This window comes from Streptomyces fungicidicus (assembly GCF_003665435.1).
Classification (GTDB): domain Bacteria; phylum Actinomycetota; class Actinomycetes; order Streptomycetales; family Streptomycetaceae; genus Streptomyces; species Streptomyces fungicidicus.
In genome coordinates this window covers 1448018-1465742 of sequence record NZ_CP023407.1, presented here as the reverse complement: position 1 = coordinate 1465742, position 17725 = coordinate 1448018, and the positions used below count along the sequence as shown (strand labels likewise).

The 17725-nt window shown below is 73.1% G+C and carries 16 protein-coding genes; 13 read left to right on the top strand and 3 right to left on the bottom strand.

Annotated features, from left to right (window positions below; genetic code table 11):
- The first annotated feature begins 41 nt into the window (after window positions 1-41).
- Together CNQ36_RS06565 and CNQ36_RS06560 are read left to right on the top strand one after the other, a co-directional pair.
- Complete coding sequence (locus tag CNQ36_RS06565; protein ID WP_004933695.1) at window positions 42-611, top strand: TetR/AcrR family transcriptional regulator; 570 nt, start codon at window positions 42-44, stop codon at window positions 609-611.
- Complete coding sequence (locus CNQ36_RS06560) at window positions 608-2131, top strand: MFS transporter (protein WP_121545288.1); 1524 nt, start codon at window positions 608-610, stop codon at window positions 2129-2131. The genes CNQ36_RS06565 and CNQ36_RS06560 overlap by 4 nt, the downstream gene beginning before the upstream one ends.
- A gap of 83 nt (window positions 2132-2214) precedes the next feature.
- Here the strand turns inward: CNQ36_RS06560 and CNQ36_RS06555 are convergent, their stop codons facing one another.
- Window positions 2215-2976, bottom strand: a complete 762-nt coding sequence (locus CNQ36_RS06555; RefSeq protein WP_121545287.1) for a lysophospholipid acyltransferase family protein — start codon at window positions 2974-2976, stop codon at window positions 2215-2217.
- Window positions 2977-3264: 288 nt separating this feature from the next.
- Here CNQ36_RS06555 and CNQ36_RS06550 point away from each other — a divergent pair, with 288 nt between their 5' ends.
- The 3 genes from CNQ36_RS06550 to CNQ36_RS06540 all read left to right on the top strand — a co-directional run bounded on the left by CNQ36_RS06550 (window position 3265) and on the right by CNQ36_RS06540 (window position 5576).
- Entirely contained in the window at window positions 3265-4434 is a 1170-nt protein-coding gene (locus CNQ36_RS06550) for a glycerophosphodiester phosphodiesterase (protein ID WP_004933704.1), read from the top strand.
- 74 nt (window positions 4435-4508) lie between these two features.
- Window positions 4509-5021: a sigma-70 family RNA polymerase sigma factor gene (locus CNQ36_RS06545; protein WP_121545286.1), complete on the top strand. Its 513-nt coding sequence runs from the start codon at window positions 4509-4511 to the stop codon at window positions 5019-5021.
- 57 nt (window positions 5022-5078) lie between these two features.
- Window positions 5079-5576, top strand: coding sequence for a GNAT family N-acetyltransferase (locus CNQ36_RS06540; protein WP_004933709.1), 498 nt, complete (start codon window positions 5079-5081; stop codon window positions 5574-5576).
- Window position 5577: 1 nt separating this feature from the next.
- Here CNQ36_RS06540 and CNQ36_RS06535 read toward each other — a convergent pair whose 3' ends face one another.
- Complete coding sequence (locus CNQ36_RS06535) at window positions 5578-6006, bottom strand: hypothetical protein (RefSeq protein ID WP_121545285.1); 429 nt, start codon at window positions 6004-6006, stop codon at window positions 5578-5580.
- A 1-nt stretch (window position 6007) separates the two neighbouring features.
- A complete protein-coding gene (locus CNQ36_RS06530) occupies window positions 6008-6367 on the bottom strand; it encodes a hypothetical protein (protein ID WP_121545284.1) in 360 nt (119 codons plus the stop codon).
- Window positions 6368-6498: 131 nt separating this feature from the next.
- Between CNQ36_RS06530 and CNQ36_RS06525 the strand changes: the two genes are divergently transcribed.
- From CNQ36_RS06525 to cobA, 8 genes are all read left to right on the top strand, one after another.
- Window positions 6499-7149 (top strand): HAD family hydrolase, encoded by a 651-nt coding sequence (locus CNQ36_RS06525; RefSeq protein ID WP_121545283.1) that lies wholly within the window; start codon window positions 6499-6501, stop codon window positions 7147-7149.
- A 388-nt stretch (window positions 7150-7537) separates the two neighbouring features.
- Window positions 7538-8575, top strand: a complete 1038-nt coding sequence (locus tag CNQ36_RS06520; protein ID WP_040907646.1) for a methionine ABC transporter ATP-binding protein — start codon at window positions 7538-7540, stop codon at window positions 8573-8575.
- A complete protein-coding gene (locus CNQ36_RS06515; protein ID WP_004933716.1) occupies window positions 8572-9309 on the top strand; it encodes a methionine ABC transporter permease in 738 nt (245 codons plus the stop codon). Before CNQ36_RS06520 ends, CNQ36_RS06515 begins: the two co-directional genes overlap by 4 nt.
- An 83-nt stretch (window positions 9310-9392) precedes the next feature.
- Entirely contained in the window at window positions 9393-10220 is an 828-nt protein-coding gene (locus CNQ36_RS06510; RefSeq protein ID WP_121545282.1) for a MetQ/NlpA family ABC transporter substrate-binding protein, read from the top strand.
- A gap of 115 nt (window positions 10221-10335) precedes the next feature.
- Window positions 10336-10971: a GNAT family N-acetyltransferase gene (locus tag CNQ36_RS06505; RefSeq protein ID WP_121545281.1), complete on the top strand. Its 636-nt coding sequence runs from the start codon at window positions 10336-10338 to the stop codon at window positions 10969-10971.
- A gap of 116 nt (window positions 10972-11087) precedes the next feature.
- Window positions 11088-12299, top strand: coding sequence for a precorrin-6y C5,15-methyltransferase (decarboxylating) subunit CbiE (gene cbiE / locus CNQ36_RS06500; RefSeq protein ID WP_121545280.1), 1212 nt, complete (start codon window positions 11088-11090; stop codon window positions 12297-12299).
- A gap of 370 nt (window positions 12300-12669) precedes the next feature.
- Window positions 12670-16317 carry a nicotinate-nucleotide--dimethylbenzimidazole phosphoribosyltransferase gene (gene cobT, locus CNQ36_RS06495; RefSeq protein ID WP_121545279.1) on the top strand — a complete coding sequence of 1216 codons (3648 nt, stop codon included), beginning with the start codon at window positions 12670-12672 and terminating at the stop codon, window positions 16315-16317.
- 175 nt (window positions 16318-16492) lie between these two features.
- Window positions 16493-17725 carry a uroporphyrinogen-III C-methyltransferase gene (gene cobA / locus CNQ36_RS06490; RefSeq protein WP_121545278.1) on the top strand — a complete coding sequence of 411 codons (1233 nt, stop codon included), beginning with the start codon at window positions 16493-16495 and terminating at the stop codon, window positions 17723-17725.

The window sequence follows — 17725 nt, the reverse complement described above, 5'->3', positions numbered from 1 at the left end:
TGAATGAGACATGAATGTCTCACATGCGCTATCGTCGTCTCATGGCTGTCGAACGTGACCAGGTGCTGCGCAGTGCCGCCGCCCTGCTGACCCGCAAATCCACCGCGACCATGGACGAGGTCGCCCGGGCCGCCGGAATCAGCCGCGCCACCCTGCACCGGCAGTTCGCCGGACGGGACGCGCTGGTCCGGGCGCTGGAGGCGCTCGGCATCGCCGAGTGCGAGGCGGCCCTGGAGGCGGCCCGGCCGGACGAGGGGCCCGCCGCCGACGCCGTGCGCCGTCTGGTCGCCGAGGTGGAACCGCACGCCCCCCTGCTCGCCTTCCTCTACACCGAGAACCAGCTGTTCGAGGGCGAGGAGCAGAACGGCGACTGGGCCGCGATCGACGAGCGCATCGCCGCCCTGTTCCGGCGCGGCCAGGCGAGCGGCGAGTTCCGTATCGACCTCACCCCGGCCTGGCTCACCGAGGCGCTCTACGGGCTGCTCGCCTCCGGCGCCTGGGCGGTGGCCGAGGGCCGTGTCGCCCCCAAGGACTTCACCCACATGATCGTCGAGCTGCTGCTCGGCGGCGTACGACGCCCGGACGCCCCGGCGCGAAGGAAGGAAGCATGACCAGCGCCCTGCGGCCGGAGACCGCCACCGAGGACATCAGGCGCCCGGGCCGCTGGCTCGCCCTCTCCGTGCTCGTGCTCGCCGTGCTGCTGGTGGCCGTCGACGCGACCGTGCTCGGCCTGGCCACCCCGTACATCAGCGAGGACCTCGCTCCCACCGGCACCCAGCTGCTGTGGATCGGTGACGTCTACTCCTTCGTGATCGCCGGCCTGCTCGTCTCCATGGGCAGCCTCGGCGACCGCGTCGGACGCAAGCGGCTCCTGCTCCACGGCGCCACCGCGTTCGGCGCGATATCCGTGCTCAACGCCTACGCGCACACGCCCGAGCTGATGATTTTCGCGCGGGCGCTGCTCGGCGTCGCGGGCGCCACCCTGATGCCGGCCACCCTCGCCCTGATCCGCAACCTCTTCCACGACCCGCGCGAACGCAGCCTCGCCATCGGCATCTGGGGCGCCACCGCCTCCGCCGGCACCGCGATCGGGCCGGTCCTCGGCGGCTTCCTCCTCGAACACTTCTGGTGGGGCTCGGTCTTCCTGATCAACCTGCCCGTGATGGCCGTACTGGTCGTCGTCGGCATCAGGCTGCTCCCCGAGTCCCGCACCCCGCACCCCGGCCCCTGGGACCTGACCAGCGTCGTCCTGTCCCTGGCCGGCATGATCGGCGTCGTGTACGCGGTGAAGGACGCGGCGTCGCACGGCCTCGGCGTGCCCGTCCTGGTGTCCGGCCTGCTGGGCGCGGGCGCCCTGTACGGGTTCGTGCGCCGTCAGCTGACGCTCCCCGTCCCGCTGCTGGACATGCGGCTGTTCCGACACCGCGGGTTCAGCGGAGCGGTGCTCGCCGACCTGCTGACCATCCTCGGCCTGTCCGGCCTGGTGTTCTTCCTCTCGCAGTATCTGCAACTCGTCCAGGGCAGGCGCCCGTTCGAGGCGGGACTGGCCGAACTGCCCGCCGCGATCGGCGCGGTGGCGGCCGGACTGGTCGCCGGCCGGGTCGCCCGGCGCTACTCGGTGCGCTCGGTGGTCGCCGGCGGGCTCGCAGCCATCGGACTGGCGCTCGCCGCGCTGACGGTGATCGAGCGGTCCACCGGATACCCCCTGCTCGGGGCGGCGCTGCTGATGGTCGGTCTGGGCGCCGGCTTCTCCTTCACGGTGACCGCCGACGTGATCCTCTCCAGCGTGCCCAAGGAACAGGCGGGCGCCGCCTCCGCCGTCTCGGAGACGGCGTACGAACTCGGCGCGGCCCTCGGCATCGCCGTGCTCGGTTCCGTCGTGACGGGTGTCTACCGCGGATTCACCGGTCCGGCGGGCACACCGGCGGCGGCCCACGAGTCCCTGGGCGGCGCGGTGGAGGCGGCGTCGCACCTGCCCGCCGGTGTCGCCGGGCCGATGCTGGACGCGGCCCGCCAGTCCTTCGTCGACGGCCTCACCCTGGCGGCGGGCACGGGCGCGACGGTCCTGCTGGCCGCGGCGGCGGCGTCCTGGTTCATGCTCCGCGGCCAACGCCTCGACGAGACCGTCTAGCGACGCGGGGAACCGCGCAACCGGCCGACGGCCCGCCCGCGCCAGAAGGCGAGACGGGCCGCGCGCCGGGCCGGCGTCCGGCGCTACGCGGCCTTCGCCTTGCTGGCGTACATGTCCACGTACTCCTGCCCGGACAGCCGCATCACCTCGGTCATCACCGAGTCGGTGACCGCGCGCAGCACATAGCGGTCGCGGTCCATGCCCTCGTACCGGGAGAACTCCATCGCCTCGCCGAAGCGCACCGTGACCTTGCCCGGTCGGGGCAGCCCCGCACCGCCCGGCTGCAGCTTGTCCGTGCCGATCATGGCGAACGGCACGACCGGCGCGCCGGTCATCAGGGTGAGCCGGGCGATGCCGGTACGGCCCCGGTACAGCCGGCCGTCGGGGGAGCGGGTGCCCTCCGGGTAGATGCCGAAGACCCTGCCCTCCTCCAGCACCCGGCGTCCGGTCATCAGCGCCGCCACACCGCCCCGGCCGCCGTCGCGGTCGACCGGGATCATGCCGACGCCGGTGAAGAACCACGCCATCAGCCGGCCCTTGACGCCCTTGCCGGTGACGTACTCGTCCTTGCCGATGAAGAAGACCTGACGGTCGCAGACCAGCGGGAGGATCATCGAGTCGATGAACGTCAGATGGTTGCCGGCCAGGATCACCGGACCGTCGCCCGGGATGTTCTCCGCGCCCTCCACCTGTGGGCGGAACATCAGGCGCATGATCGGACCGAGCGTGGCCTTGATGAGCGCGAAGCGGGACAACGGGCCCTCCGTGGGAAACGTACGTCGGTGAATGCCGTATGAGTCTGTGCAGGTGAGGACATTACTCGCGATCCCGTGGGTTGCGCACATCGGGCACGTGCGGTTCACCGAGGTCCTACGCACTATTGACACACGTTTCCCCTCGGCCGCCCGGCGGGATCCCGCGCACCGCCCGGGTGCCCCATTCCGGGCGGACGGATCCGACGGGCCCTCAGGTACCGGGTGAAATACGACAGACGTACGACGCGTCGGCGGCCGCCTTACGCCATCCAACATCATCCGTGTGTTCGGTCCGGGGTCTCCCGCCCGTCACATGGGCCCACCTACGATCGGCCCGCACCGAACGAGCCGACATCAGCCGACATCAGGAGGGCCCACATGGCACAGCGGGAGTCGAACGGACACGCGGGCGGAACCGGACGGCGGGCCCTCCTCGGCGCGGCGGTGCTGGGCGCGGGCGGAGCGGTCCTGGGACCGGCCGGCACGGCGCGGGCCGCCGACGCGCGGCACGGCGCGGGCCGGGGGCTGAAGGGTCTGCCCGTCCCCACGATCGTCGGCCACCGCGGAGCCAGCGGCTACCGGCCCGAGCACACCCTCGGCGCCTATCAGCTCGCCCTCGACATGGGCGCGGACATCGTCGAGGCGGGCGACCTGGTGCCCACCAGGGACGGCCACATCGTCTGCCGGCACGAGCCGGAGATCGGCGGCACCACGGACGTCGCCGACCACCCCGAGTTCGCCGGCCGCCGCACCACCAAGACGCTGGACGGCGCCGCCGTCACCGGCTGGTTCACCGAGGACTTCACCCTCGCCGAGCTGAAGCGGCTCCGCGCGGTCGAGCGCATCCCCGCCAACCGCCCGCACAACACCCTGTACGACGGCCGCTGGGAGATCCCCACCTTCGAGGAGGTGCTGCGCTGGCAGGACGAGCAGACCCGCAAGCGCGGCAAGCAGGTCTGGATCTACCCCGAGACCAAGCACCCCACCTACTTCCGCGGTCTGGGCCTCGGCCTGGAGGAACGGGTGGCCAAGCTGCTGCGCAAGCACGGCAAGGACGGCCGGAACGCGCCGGTGATCCTCCAGTCGTTCGAGCCGACCAGCGTCCAGCGGCTGCGCGGGCTCGTCGGCAACCCGCTCGTGGTGCTGCTGTCCGGCGCGAACAGCCGCCCCTGGGACTTCGTCGAGTCCGGCGACCCGCGCACCGTCGCCGACCTCGTCACCCCAGAGGGCCTCAAGGAGATCGCCTCCTACGCCCAGGGCATCGGCCCCACCCTCGACCTGGTCATCCCGCGCGACGCGAGCGGCCGGCTCACCGCGCCCAGCAGCCTGGTGCGGGACGCCCACCGCGCGGGCCTGATCCTGCACCCCTACACCATGCGCAACGAGAACCCCTTCCTGCCCGCCGACTTCCGCAAGGGCACCGACCCCGACGCCTACGGCGACGTCTTCGGCGCCTACCGCGCCTACTTCGCCACCGGCATCGACGGCGTCTTCACCGACAACCCGGACACCGGGCTGCTGGCCCGCGAGGACTTCGTCAACGGCTGAGACGTCCGGCCCCGCCAGGGGTGAACCGCGGCCGCCCCGGCAACCGTGCCCGGGGCGGCCGAGTCGTTGCGCGTATGACACCTGTACCGGTCACGGCGTACGAACTGCTCGTCTCGCTGCGCCCGCTGCTCACCGCGGAGGCCTCCGCCGAGGCGCCCGGCTGCGGGGCCGAGCCCGGCGACCTGGAACAGGCGGTCTGGCTGCGCCTCCTGGAACGCCTCGGCACCGACGGCCCGCCGCCCGACCCGCCGGACTGGCTGCGCCGGGCCGTCCGCACGGAGGCCCGCCGCACCCGCCGCAGGGCCCGCCGGGAAACGGCGTTGACCGGCGACCCCGCCGACACCGGCCGGCACGATCCCGAACGCCTGGTGCTCGCCGCCGCCCGCCGCCGCGCGCTGCGCGACGCCGCACTGCGACTGCCCGGCCGCTGCCCCCGGCTGATCGAGGCGCTGCTGTCCCCTCGCGATCCGACATACCGGGAAATCGCGGGGGAGTTGGCTATCTCACAGGGCAGTCTCGGCCCGGAACGCTCCAGATGCCTGGGATGTCTGCGGCGTTTGCTCACACCGGAGATTGCGGGGCGCTGAGGACGGGGATAGGAGTGAGGGACGACAGGTGATCAGGTGAGCGGGAGGCATGCGCACATGGGCATGAGCGTGACCATCTCTGCGGCGGCCGAGCAGGACGCCGAGCAGATCTTCAGGTTGCAGTACCTGTGCTTCCAGAGCGAGGCGGCCCTCTACGGCAACTACCGCATCGACCCGCTCGTCCAGACCCTCGAGTCGGTCCGCGAGGAGGTCGCCGCCGACTGCGTGTTCGTCGCCCGCCTCGGCGACGAGATCGTCGGCTCGGTGCACGGCAGGATCACCGAGGACGGCGCCGCCGCGATCGGCAAGCTCTGCGTCCACCCCCGCCTCCAGGGACACGGCATCGGGGCGCGTCTGCTCCGGGCCGCGGAGTCCGCCCTCGCCGGCGAACGGGGCGCCAGGACGTTCCGGCTGCACGCCGGGCACCGCAGCGAGAGCAACCTGCGCCTCTACAGCAAGGTCGGCTACCAGCGCGTGGGCACGTCCCAGGGCGCCGACGGCGTACCGATGATCGTGCTGGAGAAGCGGTCGCAGGCGTACGCGACGACCGCGTGAATCAGGACGCCGGCCGCCCGGGACGCGCCCTGCGCAGCCAGTACACGGCGGTGAGGGGCAGCAGCACCGGGATGAAGAGGTATCCCATCCCGTAGTCCGACCACACGGTCGCGTCGGGGAACGCGGACGGCTCCACCAGAGTCCAGGTGCCCACGGTCAGCACGCCCACGAGCTCGGCGGCGCAGCACACCAGCGCCGCCCTGCGAGCCGTCTCCCCGCCGCGCACCAGGGTGTAGGTGATGAAGCCGTAGACCAGCCCGGCCAGCGCCGACAGCGTGTACGCGAGCGGCGCCCGGTCGAACTCGGTGGCGATCTGGTACGCCGAGCGCGACACCGCGCCGACGACCATCACCCCGTACAGCCACACCAGCAGCAGTCCGGGCCCGCCGATCAGCCGCGTCCCGGCCGGCTTCTCCCGCGTCGCGGTCATCTCAGCCTCCCCAGATGTCATGGAGGCGCACCTCCAGCACGGCCAGCACCACACCGCTCGCGGCGACCGTCACCGATCCCCAGCGGGTGCGCTCGCCCAGCGAGAGGAAGCCCGCCGCGGGAACGCACGCGAACGCGCCGAGCAGATACGCCACGAAGACCGTCGTACCCTGCTCCGGCGTCCCGCCCCCGGCCAGCCGCACGATCCCGACGGCCAGCTGGACCAGCGCCAGCAGCGTGACCACGGCCATCCCGATGAAGTGCCAGTCCTTCGTGGGCTGGTCACGGTAGGCGGCCCAACCGCACCAGGCGCCGAGCAGCAGCGCGGCGACACCGGTCACCACGGTCAGGACATCAAGCATGCCAGCGACCCTATTACGCCGGAAAACCCCCGGTGTCCGCGCCCCCGCGAGCACCGGTTCCGGAGTCCGCCGCGGCCGGTGCCGGACCCGGGGAATCCGGCGGGGTACGGCAGGACCGTAAGGTCGATGGCATGACCATCCATGCACAGGCCCTGCTGTTCGACAACGACGGAACCCTCGTCTCCTCCCTCGCCTCGGTGAACCGCTGCTGGACGCGCTGGGCCGCCGAGTACGGGATCACGGCCGAGCGGTTCGGGCGGGTCGAGCTGCACGGGCGGCCGGCCGCGGAGATAGCCGCCGACCTGCTGCCCGCCCATGTCGTGCCGGAGGCCGTGGCGCGGATCGAGGACCTGGAGGTGGAGGACGTGCCCCAGGGCGGTGTCCACCTGCTGCCCGGGACCCGGGACCTCCTCGCTGCGCTGCCCGCCGAGCGCTGGGCCGTGGTCACCTCCGCCACCCGGCGCCTGGCCGAGGCCCGCCTCGAGGCCGTCGGCATCCTGCCCAAGACCCTCGTCGCCGCAGACGACATCACCCGCGGCAAGCCCGACCCCGAGCCCTACCTCCTCGCCGCCCGCACCCTGGGCGTCGACCCCGCGCACTGCGTCGTCTTCGAGGACGCCCCGGCCGGGCTCCAGGCCGGCCGCGCCGCCGGGATGGCCACCGTGGCCTTGGCCACAACCCACCGGGCCCACGAGCTGACCGCCGACCTCGTCGTCGAGGACCTCTCGGCCCTGTCCGTACAGGTCACGGACGGCGGGGTGGAGATCTCCGCACGCCCCTGACGTGGGCTCACGGGTGTCCACGGCTGTCCATAATGCGGACAGCCGTGTCCGGTCAGGAGCAAACGTCTGCTTTACTGACCGCATGACCACGACGAGCGACCGCATCCCTGCGACCGAGGCGACCACGACGCCCGGTGCTCGTTGTATGCGCCAGTGCCGAATGTGGGCCTTCTAGAGGGCCCCCGCACCACCTGAGCCTCGCGCCCCGAAGCGAGAGCCGGCTCATGTCCGTCCCCCTGTGCGACTGAGTCACGCCCCCGCGCACGTTCTCCACGGACTTCTCTGCCGCACCCGCGGGATCAGTGCGCCCTGCTGCTGCTTTCGACCCTGATTGCCCCGGGCCCGGCGCCCACGACGCGCCGTGCCCTCGACAGTGACGGAAACCCACGTGATCACCACCTCGGGCCTCACGAAGGTCTACCGCTCCCGCGGCCGGGAGGTCACCGCCCTGGACGGCGTCGACCTGCACGTCCGCGAGGGCGAGGTCTACGGCGTCATCGGCCAGTCCGGCGCCGGCAAGTCCTCCCTCATCCGCTGCGTCAACCTGCTGGAACGGCCCACCTCGGGCACCGTGACCGTGGCCGGACAGGACCTCACCGCGCTCGCCGGCCGCGGCCCCCGGGCCGGCCGGGAGCTGCGGCAGGCGCGCAGCCGCATCGGCATGGTCTTCCAGCACTTCAACCTGCTCTCCTCGCGCACCGTGCAGGACAACGTCGAACTGCCGCTGGAAATCCTGGGCACCTCGGGGAAGGAACGTTCCCGCAAGGCGCTGGAGCTCCTCGACCTGGTCGGCCTCGCCGACAAGGCGAAGGCCTACCCCGCCCAGCTCTCCGGCGGCCAGAAGCAGCGCGTCGGCATCGCCCGCGCCCTGGCCGGCGACCCCAAGGTGCTGCTCTCCGACGAGGCCACCAGCGCCCTCGACCCGGAGACCACCCGCTCGATCCTGCAGCTGCTGCGCGACCTGAACCGGCAGCTCGGCCTCACCGTCCTGCTCATCACGCACGAGATGGACGTCGTGAAGCAGATCTGCGACTCGGCCGCCCTCATGGACGACGGCCGCATCGTCGAGTCCGGCACGGTCAGCGAGCTCCTCGCCACCCCCGGCTCCGAACTGGCCTCCGCGCTCTTCCCGGTGGGCGGCGAGGCCACCGGCGACGAACGCACCGTCCTAGACATCACGTTCCACGGCGAGAGCGCGACCCAGCCGGTCATCTCCCAGCTCTCGCGCACCTACAACATCGACATATCGATCCTCGGCGCGGCCATCGACACCGTCGGCGGCCTCCAGGTCGGCCGGATGCGCATCGAACTGCCCGGCCGCTACGAGGACAACGTCGTGCCCATCGGCTTCCTGCGCGAACAGGGCCTCCAGATCGACGTCGTGAACCGGGAACAGCCCGCGCTGGTGAAGGAGGGGGCCAAGTGACCTGGACCCAGATGCAGCCGCTGCTCGAACAGGCGTGTATCGAGACGCTGATCATGGTCGGCTGGTCCACCCTGATCGCCGTCGCCGGCGGTCTTCCGCTCGGCGTCCTGCTCGTCCTCACCGACAGGGGCGGACTGCTGCAGAACACTCTGGTGAGCAAGGTCATCGGGCAGATCGTCAACATCGGCCGCTCGATGCCGTTCATCATCCTCATGGTCGCCCTGACCAGCTTCACCCGCTGGGTCACCGGCACGTCCATCGGCAGCGAGGCCGCGATCGTGCCGCTCGCCATCAGCGGCATCCCCTTCTTCGCCCGGCTCGTGGAGACGGCCGTCCGCGAGGTGGACCACGGGCTCGTCGAGGCCGTGCAGTCCATGGGGGGCAACACCTGGACGATCGTCCGCAAGGTCCTCGTCCCCGAGGCGCTGCCCTCGCTGATCGCCAGCACCACCACCACGGTCATCGCCCTCATCGGATACTCGGCCATGGCCGGCGCCGTGGGCGGCGGCGGCCTCGGCGACTTCGCCGTCCGCTACGGCTACCAGCGCTTCGACAGCGAACTGATGTGGATCACCGTCGCGATCCTCGCCGTGGTCATCTCCGTCATCCAGTTCGCCGGCGACTTCGCGGCCCGCTCCCTGCACCGCCGCGGCGGCCGCTCCGGCCCCTCGCCCAGGCTCCGGCTCCTCAGGGCCAAGGAGCCCGCCGGGGCCGACGTCGGCAAGGTCGCGTGACCGCCGCCCGCCCCCGCACCGCCCCCGAAGACTCCCCGTAATACCCGACACGGGGCCGCACCACCCAAGGAAAGGCACTTTTCGTGCGTAACACCGCCAAGATCACCACCGCTGTCCTCGCCGCCGGAGCCCTCACCCTCGGGCTCACCGCCTGCGGCGCCGACAAGGACTCCGCCTCCGACACCTCCGGCCCGCTGATCGTCGCCGCGAGCCCCGTGCCGCACGCCGAGATCCTGACCTTCGTCAAGGACAACCTCGCCGAGAAGGCCGGCCTCGACCTCGAGGTCAAGGAGTTCACCGACTACGTCACCCCGAACACGGCCACCGAGGACGGCTCGGTCGGCGCCAACTTCTTCCAGACCCAGCCGTACCTCGACGACTTCAACAAGAAGAACGGCACGCACATCGTGTCCGTCGTCGACGTGCACCTGGAGCCGCTCGGCCTCTACTCGAACAAGGTCGACAAGGCCGACGCGCTGAAGAACGGCGCCACCATCGCCATCCCCAACGACACCGTCAACGAGGGCCGCTCGCTGCAACTGCTCGCCGCCAACGGCCTGCTCACCCTCAAGGACGGCGTCGGCACCGCGGCGACCCCCCAGGACATCACGAAGAACCCGAAGAACCTCAAGTTCAAGGAGCTGGAGGCGGCCCAGACGCCCCGCTCCCTCGAGGACGTCGACGCGGCGGTCGTCAACGGCAACTACGCGATCGAGGCCGACCTCAAGCCCGCCGACGACGCCCTCGTCCTGGAGAAGGCGGAGGGCAACCCGAACAACAACCTCCTCGCCGTCAAGGAGGGCCAGGAGGACGACCCGCGCGTGAAGAAGCTCGCCGAGCTCCTCACCTCGCCCGAGGTGAAGAAGTTCATCGAGGACAAGTACGCCGGTTCCGTCCTCGCGTCCTTCTGATCCGCCGCGCCCGCCGCACCACGGGGTGAGACCCCGTGGTGCGGCGCCGTGCTTCCATGCTGCATGCTGGGCAGTTCAGCAGCACCCGACGGTCTCTCAGGTTACGGAGCGGCGCATGACGAGCACCTTCCCCAACATCTCCATCAGCACGGAGCGGTTGGTGCTGCGCCCCCTCGACACGGACGACGTCCCCGCCCTCGCAGAGATGATGAACGACGAGCAGGTCGGCGCCTGGACCGACGTCCCCCAGCCCTTCTCCGAACAGGCCGCCCGCACCTGGATCACCGATCACGCCCCCGCCGAGCGCGCGGCCGGCCGCGGACTCGACCTCGCCGTCACCGAGTTCCTCACCCAGCGCCTGGTCGGCCTCATCCAGCTCACCAGGACGAACTGGCACGTACGCGCCACCGAGCTCTCGTACATCGTCGCCCCCTGGGCACGCGGCGAGGGCTACGCCTCCGAAGCCGCGCTCGCCACCGCCCAGTGGCTCTTCGGCGACCAGAAGTTCGAGCGGGTCGAACTGCGCACGGCCGCCGACAACGCCGCCTCCCAGCAGGTCGCCCAGAAGATCGGCTGCATCAGCGAGGGCGTGCTGCGCAACGCGTGCATAGCCCATGTCCGCACCGAGGACGGCTGGAGCGACGTGCGCACCGACTTCATCGTGTGGAGCCTGCTGCCCGAGGACATCGAGGGCGCGGACGGACCACTCGCCGACACCGGCGGCTTCAGCGCGTACCCGGACTGGAACTGAGCTCCGGACGCGGTACCGGCGGCGCGGTCCGTGGCTGCACCAGGTAGTCTCACGGGACCCGCCCCGTCGCGGGACAGCCGACGACGACCTGCGCAGACCCCAGGAGACTGACGACGATGGCCGACCGGGTCACGGTGATCGGCTGGGACGGTTCGCCGCTGACCGACGCGGCCCGCTCCGCCCTGGGCGCCGCCACACTGGTGGCCGGCGCGGCCCATCACCTGGCACTCCCCGAGGTGCCCCGCGGAGCCGAGCGCATTCGGCTCGGATCCGTCGCGCTCGCCGCCCGCCGCATCGCCGCCCACCGCGGCACGGCCGTCGTCCTCGCCGACGGCGACCCCGGCTTCTTCGGCGTCGTACGGACCCTGCGCGCACCCGAGTTCGGACTCGAGGTCGAGGTCGTCCCCGGCGTCTCCTCCGTCGCCGCGGCCTTCGCCCGCGCCGGAATGCCCTGGGACGACGCCCACGTGGTCGTCGCACACCCGCGCACCCTGCGACGCGCGGTGAACGTATGCCGGGCCCACACCAAGGTGGCGGTCCTCACCTCGCCCGGCGCCGGCCCCGCCGAACTGGGGCTGCTCCTGGAGGGCGTCCACCGCACCTTCGTCATCTGCGAGGAACTGGGCACCGCACGCGAGCAGGTCAGCGTCGTCACCTCGGAGAAGGCCGCCGACCACACCTGGCGCGACCCCAACGTCGTCATCGTCGTCGGCGGCCGGGCCGGCGCCGGTGAGTCCGGCGGCTGGCTGGCCGGCCGGGACCCCGCGGGCGGCCCCCGCGGCTGGTCGCTGCCCGCCGGGGAGTACGGCGGCGAACTCGGCGAGGGCGAGCGGGAACCCCTGCGCACCTCCCAACTCGCCCGGCTGGGCCCGCGGCTCGGCGACCTCGTCTGGGACATCGGGTGCCGGAGCGGCGCCTTCGCCACCGACGCCGCCCGCGCGGGCGCCGCCGTCATCGCCGTCGACAGCGATCCGGGCGCCTGCGCCCGCACCGACGCCACCGCCCGCCGGTACGGCGTCCAGCTGCAGATCGTGCACGGCACCGCCCCGCACGTCCTGGAGAACCTCCCCGAGCCGGATGTCGTCCGGGTCGGCGGCGGGGGAGCGGCCGTCGTCTCCGCGGTCGCCGACCGCCGTCCGCAGCGCATCGTCACGCACGCCGCCACCCGGGACACGGCCGAACTCATCGGCCGGAATCTCACGGAACACGGCTACCAGGTCGAGTGCGCGCTGCTGCAGTCCGTCGAACTCGACACCAGGGCCTGGACGGAGAAGGAGCGGAGCGTCGCGTTCCTGCTCAGCGGGGTGCTGCCCGCTCGCGGCAACTGATCCGATTGCCGTCCCCGTGATCGGATTGTCCGACCGCGCGGGGTAGGCTGGCCGATCGTTGTACCGCACCCGGACACCCGGCGCTTCGTCGGCCAATGTCCGGAAAGCGTGCCCGTTTTGGGGTGGGTCGTGGTACGGCAGGGAACCGGAGGACGCGCAACGTGGCGCAGTCCACAGTGGAACCGTCGCCGATCAAGCTGACGCGACGGCCGTACGGCCGCGACAATGACGGTGAAGGGCTTTGTCGCCTTTTTCGGACGGGCCGTTCGTGCCGCTGGGGACGCACGCTCGTTCTTCAGTGTGGGGCGGTCGGTGCGCCGTTCCGGGTGAGCTGGTCGTAGGAGCACTAACCGATGGGCGAGGGGTACGCATGACCGACACCGGCCAGGTCCCGGGCGAGGGACTGCCGGAGAACGCAGGCATGGTGGAGCAGCCGGGCGTCATCGCGCCCGAGGCGTACACCTACCTCTCCGACAGTCCCGCCGAGGACGAAGACCTGTTGCTGCCCGGCGCCCAGAGCGCCTGGGGCAACGAGATCGCCCCGCCCGCGCCCGAACCGGTCGTCGAGACCGTGCACGAGCCGGGCCCGCACGAGACGGCCGGCCGCGACAGCGGCTCGGTCGACCTCAGCGGCGTCCGGCTCCCCGAAGCCCCGCAGCCGGCCCAGGCGGCGCCTCGCCGCCCGCTGCACCTGGGACCGCCCATCCCCAACGTCTCCGCCGGCCCGGTCCGCTCGCTCGCCGACCGGGGGCCCGCCGACCTGCCGGCCCGCCACGCGGGGCCGCCGACCCTGGGCCCGGAGTACCTCGACATCCCGCGCGCCCGCGAGGCGACGGCACCGCAGGGAGCCGCACCCTGGGTGGCGCAGGCCCAGGTGGGCGCGGGGGCGCCGACTGCGGAAACGGTTGTTCCGGTGCCCGCGTCCCTGCCGGCGCCTCAGCCGGTGGACGTGGCCCAGGCGGTCGTCGCCCGTGTCGCCACGGAGGCGGGGGCCGTGCAGGGCAGCGAAGCCGTCGCGGTCGCGGAGGCGCCGCGTCCGGAGGCCGCCGAGGTGCCCGCTCCCGGCGCGGTGCCGCCGGCCGAGGTCCCCGCTCCGCAGCTCGCGCGGGAGCCGGGCGCCGGGGCTGAGGCGCCGCCGCAGGCCGTCGCCGTGGCCCCCGAGCCGGACGTCGTACCGGAGCCGGCCCCGGCGGCCGGGGCCGTCCCGGTCACCCCTGCGGAGGCTGCCGCTCCGGAGGATGTGCCCGTGGCCGGGGAACCGCAGGCCGTTCCGGCACCGGCCGCCGTTCCGGGCGCTCCCGAGGCGCCGGACGCGGAGACCGCCGTCGTTGGGCAAGAACAGGAAGGGGCCGAGGCGGCTCAGGCCGTCGAGCCGCCGGCCGCCGAAGCGACCGTGCCCCAGGTCACCGAGGCGGTGGACGCCGTCGAGGCCCCGTCCGCCGAGGTCGCCGAGGCCCCCGTCGCGCCGGTCGCCGAAGCGGCTCCGGCCGTCGAGCCGCCGGCTGCCGAGGCCGTCGCCCCGGAGCATGTGCCGGCTCCCGAAGCCGCCGCCCCGGAGGACATCGCACCCGTCGCCGTTCCCGAAGCCGCGCCGTCTCCGGAGGCCGCCGCCCCGGAGGCCGACACCGCGCCGGTTCCGGCCGCCGAGCCGATGCCGTCCCCGGAGGCCGCCGTACCCCCCGAGCCGTCCGCCGCCGTGGTCGGCGACGCCGTACCCCCCGAGCCGTCCGCCGCCGTGGTCGTCGACGCGGTACTGCCGGAGCCGTCCGCTGCCGTGGTCGGCGACGGTGTACTGCCGGAGCCGTCCGGCGCCGTCCCCGACGACGCCGCACCCGTCGCGGTCGCTCCGGAGCCGGAGCAGGCCGTCGAGCCGGAGGCGGCCCCGCCCGTCCCGGAACCGGCCGAAGCCGTCGCGGCGGCTTCCGCGACAGCGGCCGATGAAGCCCTCGCCGACGCGCTCCCCGCCGTCGTCACGGCGGAGTCGGCCGACTCCGCCGCCGCACCGGCCCCCGCGGACGGCGCCCCGGTCCAGGGCGTGCCGCAGCCCCCCGCCCCCCTCCCCGCCACCGTCGGCCCGGACTCCGAACCCGGCCTGCCCCTCGGGGAGTTCGTCCCCGTGGACGGGACCGTGCCCACCGCCCCGCACCTCGCGCCGACCCCGCCGCAGGGCGTGACCGTCCCCGCCGAGGAGCCCCGCGAGGCGGACGCCGAACCGGCGCAGAACCCGGACGACCTGGACACCCAGGGCGCCGGAGTCGACGAGGAGACCGCCGCTCCGCCCGCCGGCACGGCCGCCCCCGGCTACGACGACGCCGAGCGCGAGGCCGTGCTGAAGGTCATGCGCGAACGCCGCGACATCCGCAAGGGCTTCCGCGGCGACCCCATCCCGCACGAGGTGCTGCTCCGCGTCCTGGAGGCCGCCCACACCGCGCCCTCCGTCGGCCACTCGCAGCCCTGGGACTTCGTCGTCATCCGCTCCGCCGACACCCGCCGCGCCATGCATGAACTGGCGATGCGTCAGCGCGAGGCGTACGCGAAGTCGCTCCCCAAGGGCCGGGCCAAGCAGTTCAAGGAACTGAAGATCGAGGCCATCCTCGACACCCCGGTCAACATCGTCGTCACCGCCGACCCGACCCGCGGCGGCCGGCACACCCTCGGCCGTCACACCCAGCCCCAGATGGCGCCGTACTCCTCCGCGCTCGCCGTGGAGAACCTCTGGCTCGCCGCCCGCGCCGAGGGCCTCGGCGTCGGCTGGGTCAGCTTCTTCGACGAGCGCGAGATGGTCCGCGCCCTCGGCCTGCCCGAACACCTCGAGGTCGTCGCCTACCTGTGCGTGGGCTACGTCGACGAGTTCCCGGACGAGCCCGAGCTGATGCAGGCCGGCTGGTCCAAGCGCCGCCCGCTGTCGTGGGTCGTGCACGAGGAGACGTACGGGCGCCGTGCCCTGCCCGGAGAGGACCCCCACGACCTGCTCGCCGAAACCGTCGCACAGATCCGCCCGCTGGACGCCAAGGCGCTCGGCGAGGCATGGGAGCGCCAGAAGCGCATGACCAAGCCGGCCGGCGCGCTCGGCATGCTGGAGATCATCTCCGCCCAGCTCTCCGGCCTGTCCCGGCAGTGCCCGCCGCCCATCCCGGAGCCCGCCGCCGTGGCGATCTTCGCCGGCGACCACGGTGTGCACGCCCAGGGCGTCACCCCCTGGCCGCAGGAGGTCACCGCCCAGATGGTGGCCAACTTCCTCGGCGGGGGAGCGGTCTGCAACGCCTTCGCCGCCCAGGTCGGCGCCGAGGTCTGCGTCGTCGATGTGGGCGTCTCCTCCGACCTCCCGGCCACGCCCGGCCTGCTGCCGCGCAAGGTCCGCGCCGGCACCTCCGACATGACCACCGGCCCCGCGATGACCCGCGAAGAGGCCAAGCAGGCCATCGAGGTCGGCATCGAGACCGCCCGTGACCTGGTCGCGGCCGGCAACAAGGCGCTGCTCACCGGCGAGATGGGCATCGCCAACACCACCGCGTCCGCCGCCCTCATCTCCGTCTTCACCGGCGCCGACCCGGCGGAGGTCACCGGCCGGGGCACCGGCATCAACGACGAGACCCTCGCCCGCAAGACCGAGGTCGTGCGCCGCGCCCTCGAATTCCACCAGCCGGACCCGGCCGACCCCATCGGAGTGCTCGCAGCGGTCGGCGGATTCGAGCACGCGGCCATGGTCGGCCTGCTCCTCGGCGGCGCCTCACTGCGTACGCCGGTGATCCTGGACGGCGTCAGCGCCGGCGCCGCCGCCCTGGTGGCCCGGGCCATCGCCCCCGAGGTCCTGGCCGCCTGCATCGCGGGCCACCGCAGCGCGGAGCCCGGCCACGTCGCCGCCCTCAACAAGCTGGGCCTGCGCCCCCTGGTCGACCTCGACCTCCGCCTCGGCGAGGGCACCGGCGCACTGCTCGCCCTGCCCCTGGTGCAGAGCACGGCACGCGCGATGCACGAGGTGGCGACCTTCGATTCGGCGGGAGTCACGGAGAAGTAGCCCGCACCGCTGTGCGGGGACCGGGGGCAGCGCCCCCGGTCCGGGGAGGGGCGGGCCGGGGAAAACACCCCACCCGTCCCGCCCCCACCGGACGCGCGCATAAAATCCCCACGTCAGGCCCGCTCCGAAGGCGCAGCGTGCCCGCTGACCGACCGTTTGTCCGAGGAGCCTCCTGATGGCCGAAAACCCCGCCTACCCCGTAGGCCTCCGCCTCACCGGCCGCAGGGTCGTCGTCCTCGGCGGCGGCCAGGTCGCCCAGCGCCGCCTCCCCGCCCTCATCGCGGCGGGCGCCGACATCCACCTCGTGTCCCCCGAGGCCACTCCCTCCGTGGAGGCCATGGCCGACGCCGGCGAGATCACCTGGCACCGGCGCGGCTACGCCGAAGGCGACCTCGCGACCGCCTGGTACGCCCTCATCGCCACCAGCGACACCGACGCGAACACCCGCGCCTCGGCCGAAGCGGAAGCCCACCGCGTGTGGTGCGTCCGCTCCGACGACGCCGACGCCGCGACCGCGTGGACCCCGGCCACGGGCTCCAGCGAGGGCGTCACCGTCGCCGTCCTCACCACGGAGGCCCGCGGCCGCGACCCCCGCCACACCGCCGCCATCCGCGACGCCGTCGTCGAGGGCCTGCGCGACGGCACCCTCGTCGCCCCGCACCACCGCACCCGCACCCCGGGCGTCGCCCTGGTCGGCGGCGGCCCCGGCGACCCGGACCTGATCACCGTGCGCGGGCGTCGTCTGCTCGCCGAGGCCGACGTCGTCATCGCCGACCGGCTCGGCCCCCGCGACCTCCTCGCCGAACTCCCGCCGCACGTCGAGGTGATCGACGCGGCGAAGATCCCCTATGGCCGCTTCATGGCCCAGGAGGCCATCAACGACGCGCTGATCGAGCACGCCCGGCGGGGCAAGTCCGTGGTGCGCCTCAAGGGCGGCGACCCCTACGTCTTCGGCCGCGGCATGGAGGAACTCCAGGCGCTCGCCGAGGCGGGTATCCCCTGCACCGTCGTCCCCGGCATCTCCAGCTCCATCTCGGTCCCCGGCGCGGCCGGCATCCCGGTCACCCACCGCGGCGTCGCCCACGAGTTCACCGTGGTCAGCGGCCATGTCGCCCCCGACGACGAGCGCTCCCTGGTCGACTGGCCGTCCCTGGCGAAGCTCACCGGCACCCTCGTCGTCCTCATGGGCGTCGACAAGATCGGCCGCATCGCCGAGACCCTGGTGGCGAACGGCAAGTCCCCGGACACCCCGGTCGCCCTGGTCCAGGAGGGCACCACGGCGGCCCAGCGCCGCGTCGACGCCACCCTCGCCACGGTCGCCGACACGGTCGTCGCCCAGGACGTGAAGCCGCCGGCCGTCATCGTCATCGGCGAGGTCGTCGGCGTCGGCCCGCGCGGGACGGTGTGA

Coding starts and splice junctions, on each gene's coding strand:
- CNQ36_RS06565 (WP_004933695.1), top strand. CDS start 42: ATGGCTGTCGAACGTGACCAGGTGCTGCGCAGTGCCGCCGCCCTGCTG.
- CNQ36_RS06560 (WP_121545288.1), top strand. CDS start 608: ATGACCAGCGCCCTGCGGCCGGAGACCGCCACCGAGGACATCAGGCGC.
- CNQ36_RS06555 (WP_121545287.1), bottom strand. CDS start 2,976: ATGTGCGCAACCCACGGGATCGCGAGTAATGTCCTCACCTGCACAGAC.
- CNQ36_RS06550 (WP_004933704.1), top strand. CDS start 3,265: ATGGCACAGCGGGAGTCGAACGGACACGCGGGCGGAACCGGACGGCGG.
- CNQ36_RS06545 (WP_121545286.1), top strand. CDS start 4,509: ATGACACCTGTACCGGTCACGGCGTACGAACTGCTCGTCTCGCTGCGC.
- CNQ36_RS06540 (WP_004933709.1), top strand. CDS start 5,079: ATGGGCATGAGCGTGACCATCTCTGCGGCGGCCGAGCAGGACGCCGAG.
- CNQ36_RS06535 (WP_121545285.1), bottom strand. CDS start 6,006: ATGACCGCGACGCGGGAGAAGCCGGCCGGGACGCGGCTGATCGGCGGG.
- CNQ36_RS06530 (WP_121545284.1), bottom strand. CDS start 6,367: ATGCTTGATGTCCTGACCGTGGTGACCGGTGTCGCCGCGCTGCTGCTC.
- CNQ36_RS06525 (WP_121545283.1), top strand. CDS start 6,499: ATGACCATCCATGCACAGGCCCTGCTGTTCGACAACGACGGAACCCTC.
- CNQ36_RS06505 (WP_121545281.1), top strand. CDS start 10,336: ATGACGAGCACCTTCCCCAACATCTCCATCAGCACGGAGCGGTTGGTG.
- cbiE (WP_121545280.1), top strand. CDS start 11,088: ATGGCCGACCGGGTCACGGTGATCGGCTGGGACGGTTCGCCGCTGACC.
- cobT (WP_121545279.1), top strand. CDS start 12,670: ATGACCGACACCGGCCAGGTCCCGGGCGAGGGACTGCCGGAGAACGCA.
- cobA (WP_121545278.1), top strand. CDS start 16,493: ATGGCCGAAAACCCCGCCTACCCCGTAGGCCTCCGCCTCACCGGCCGC.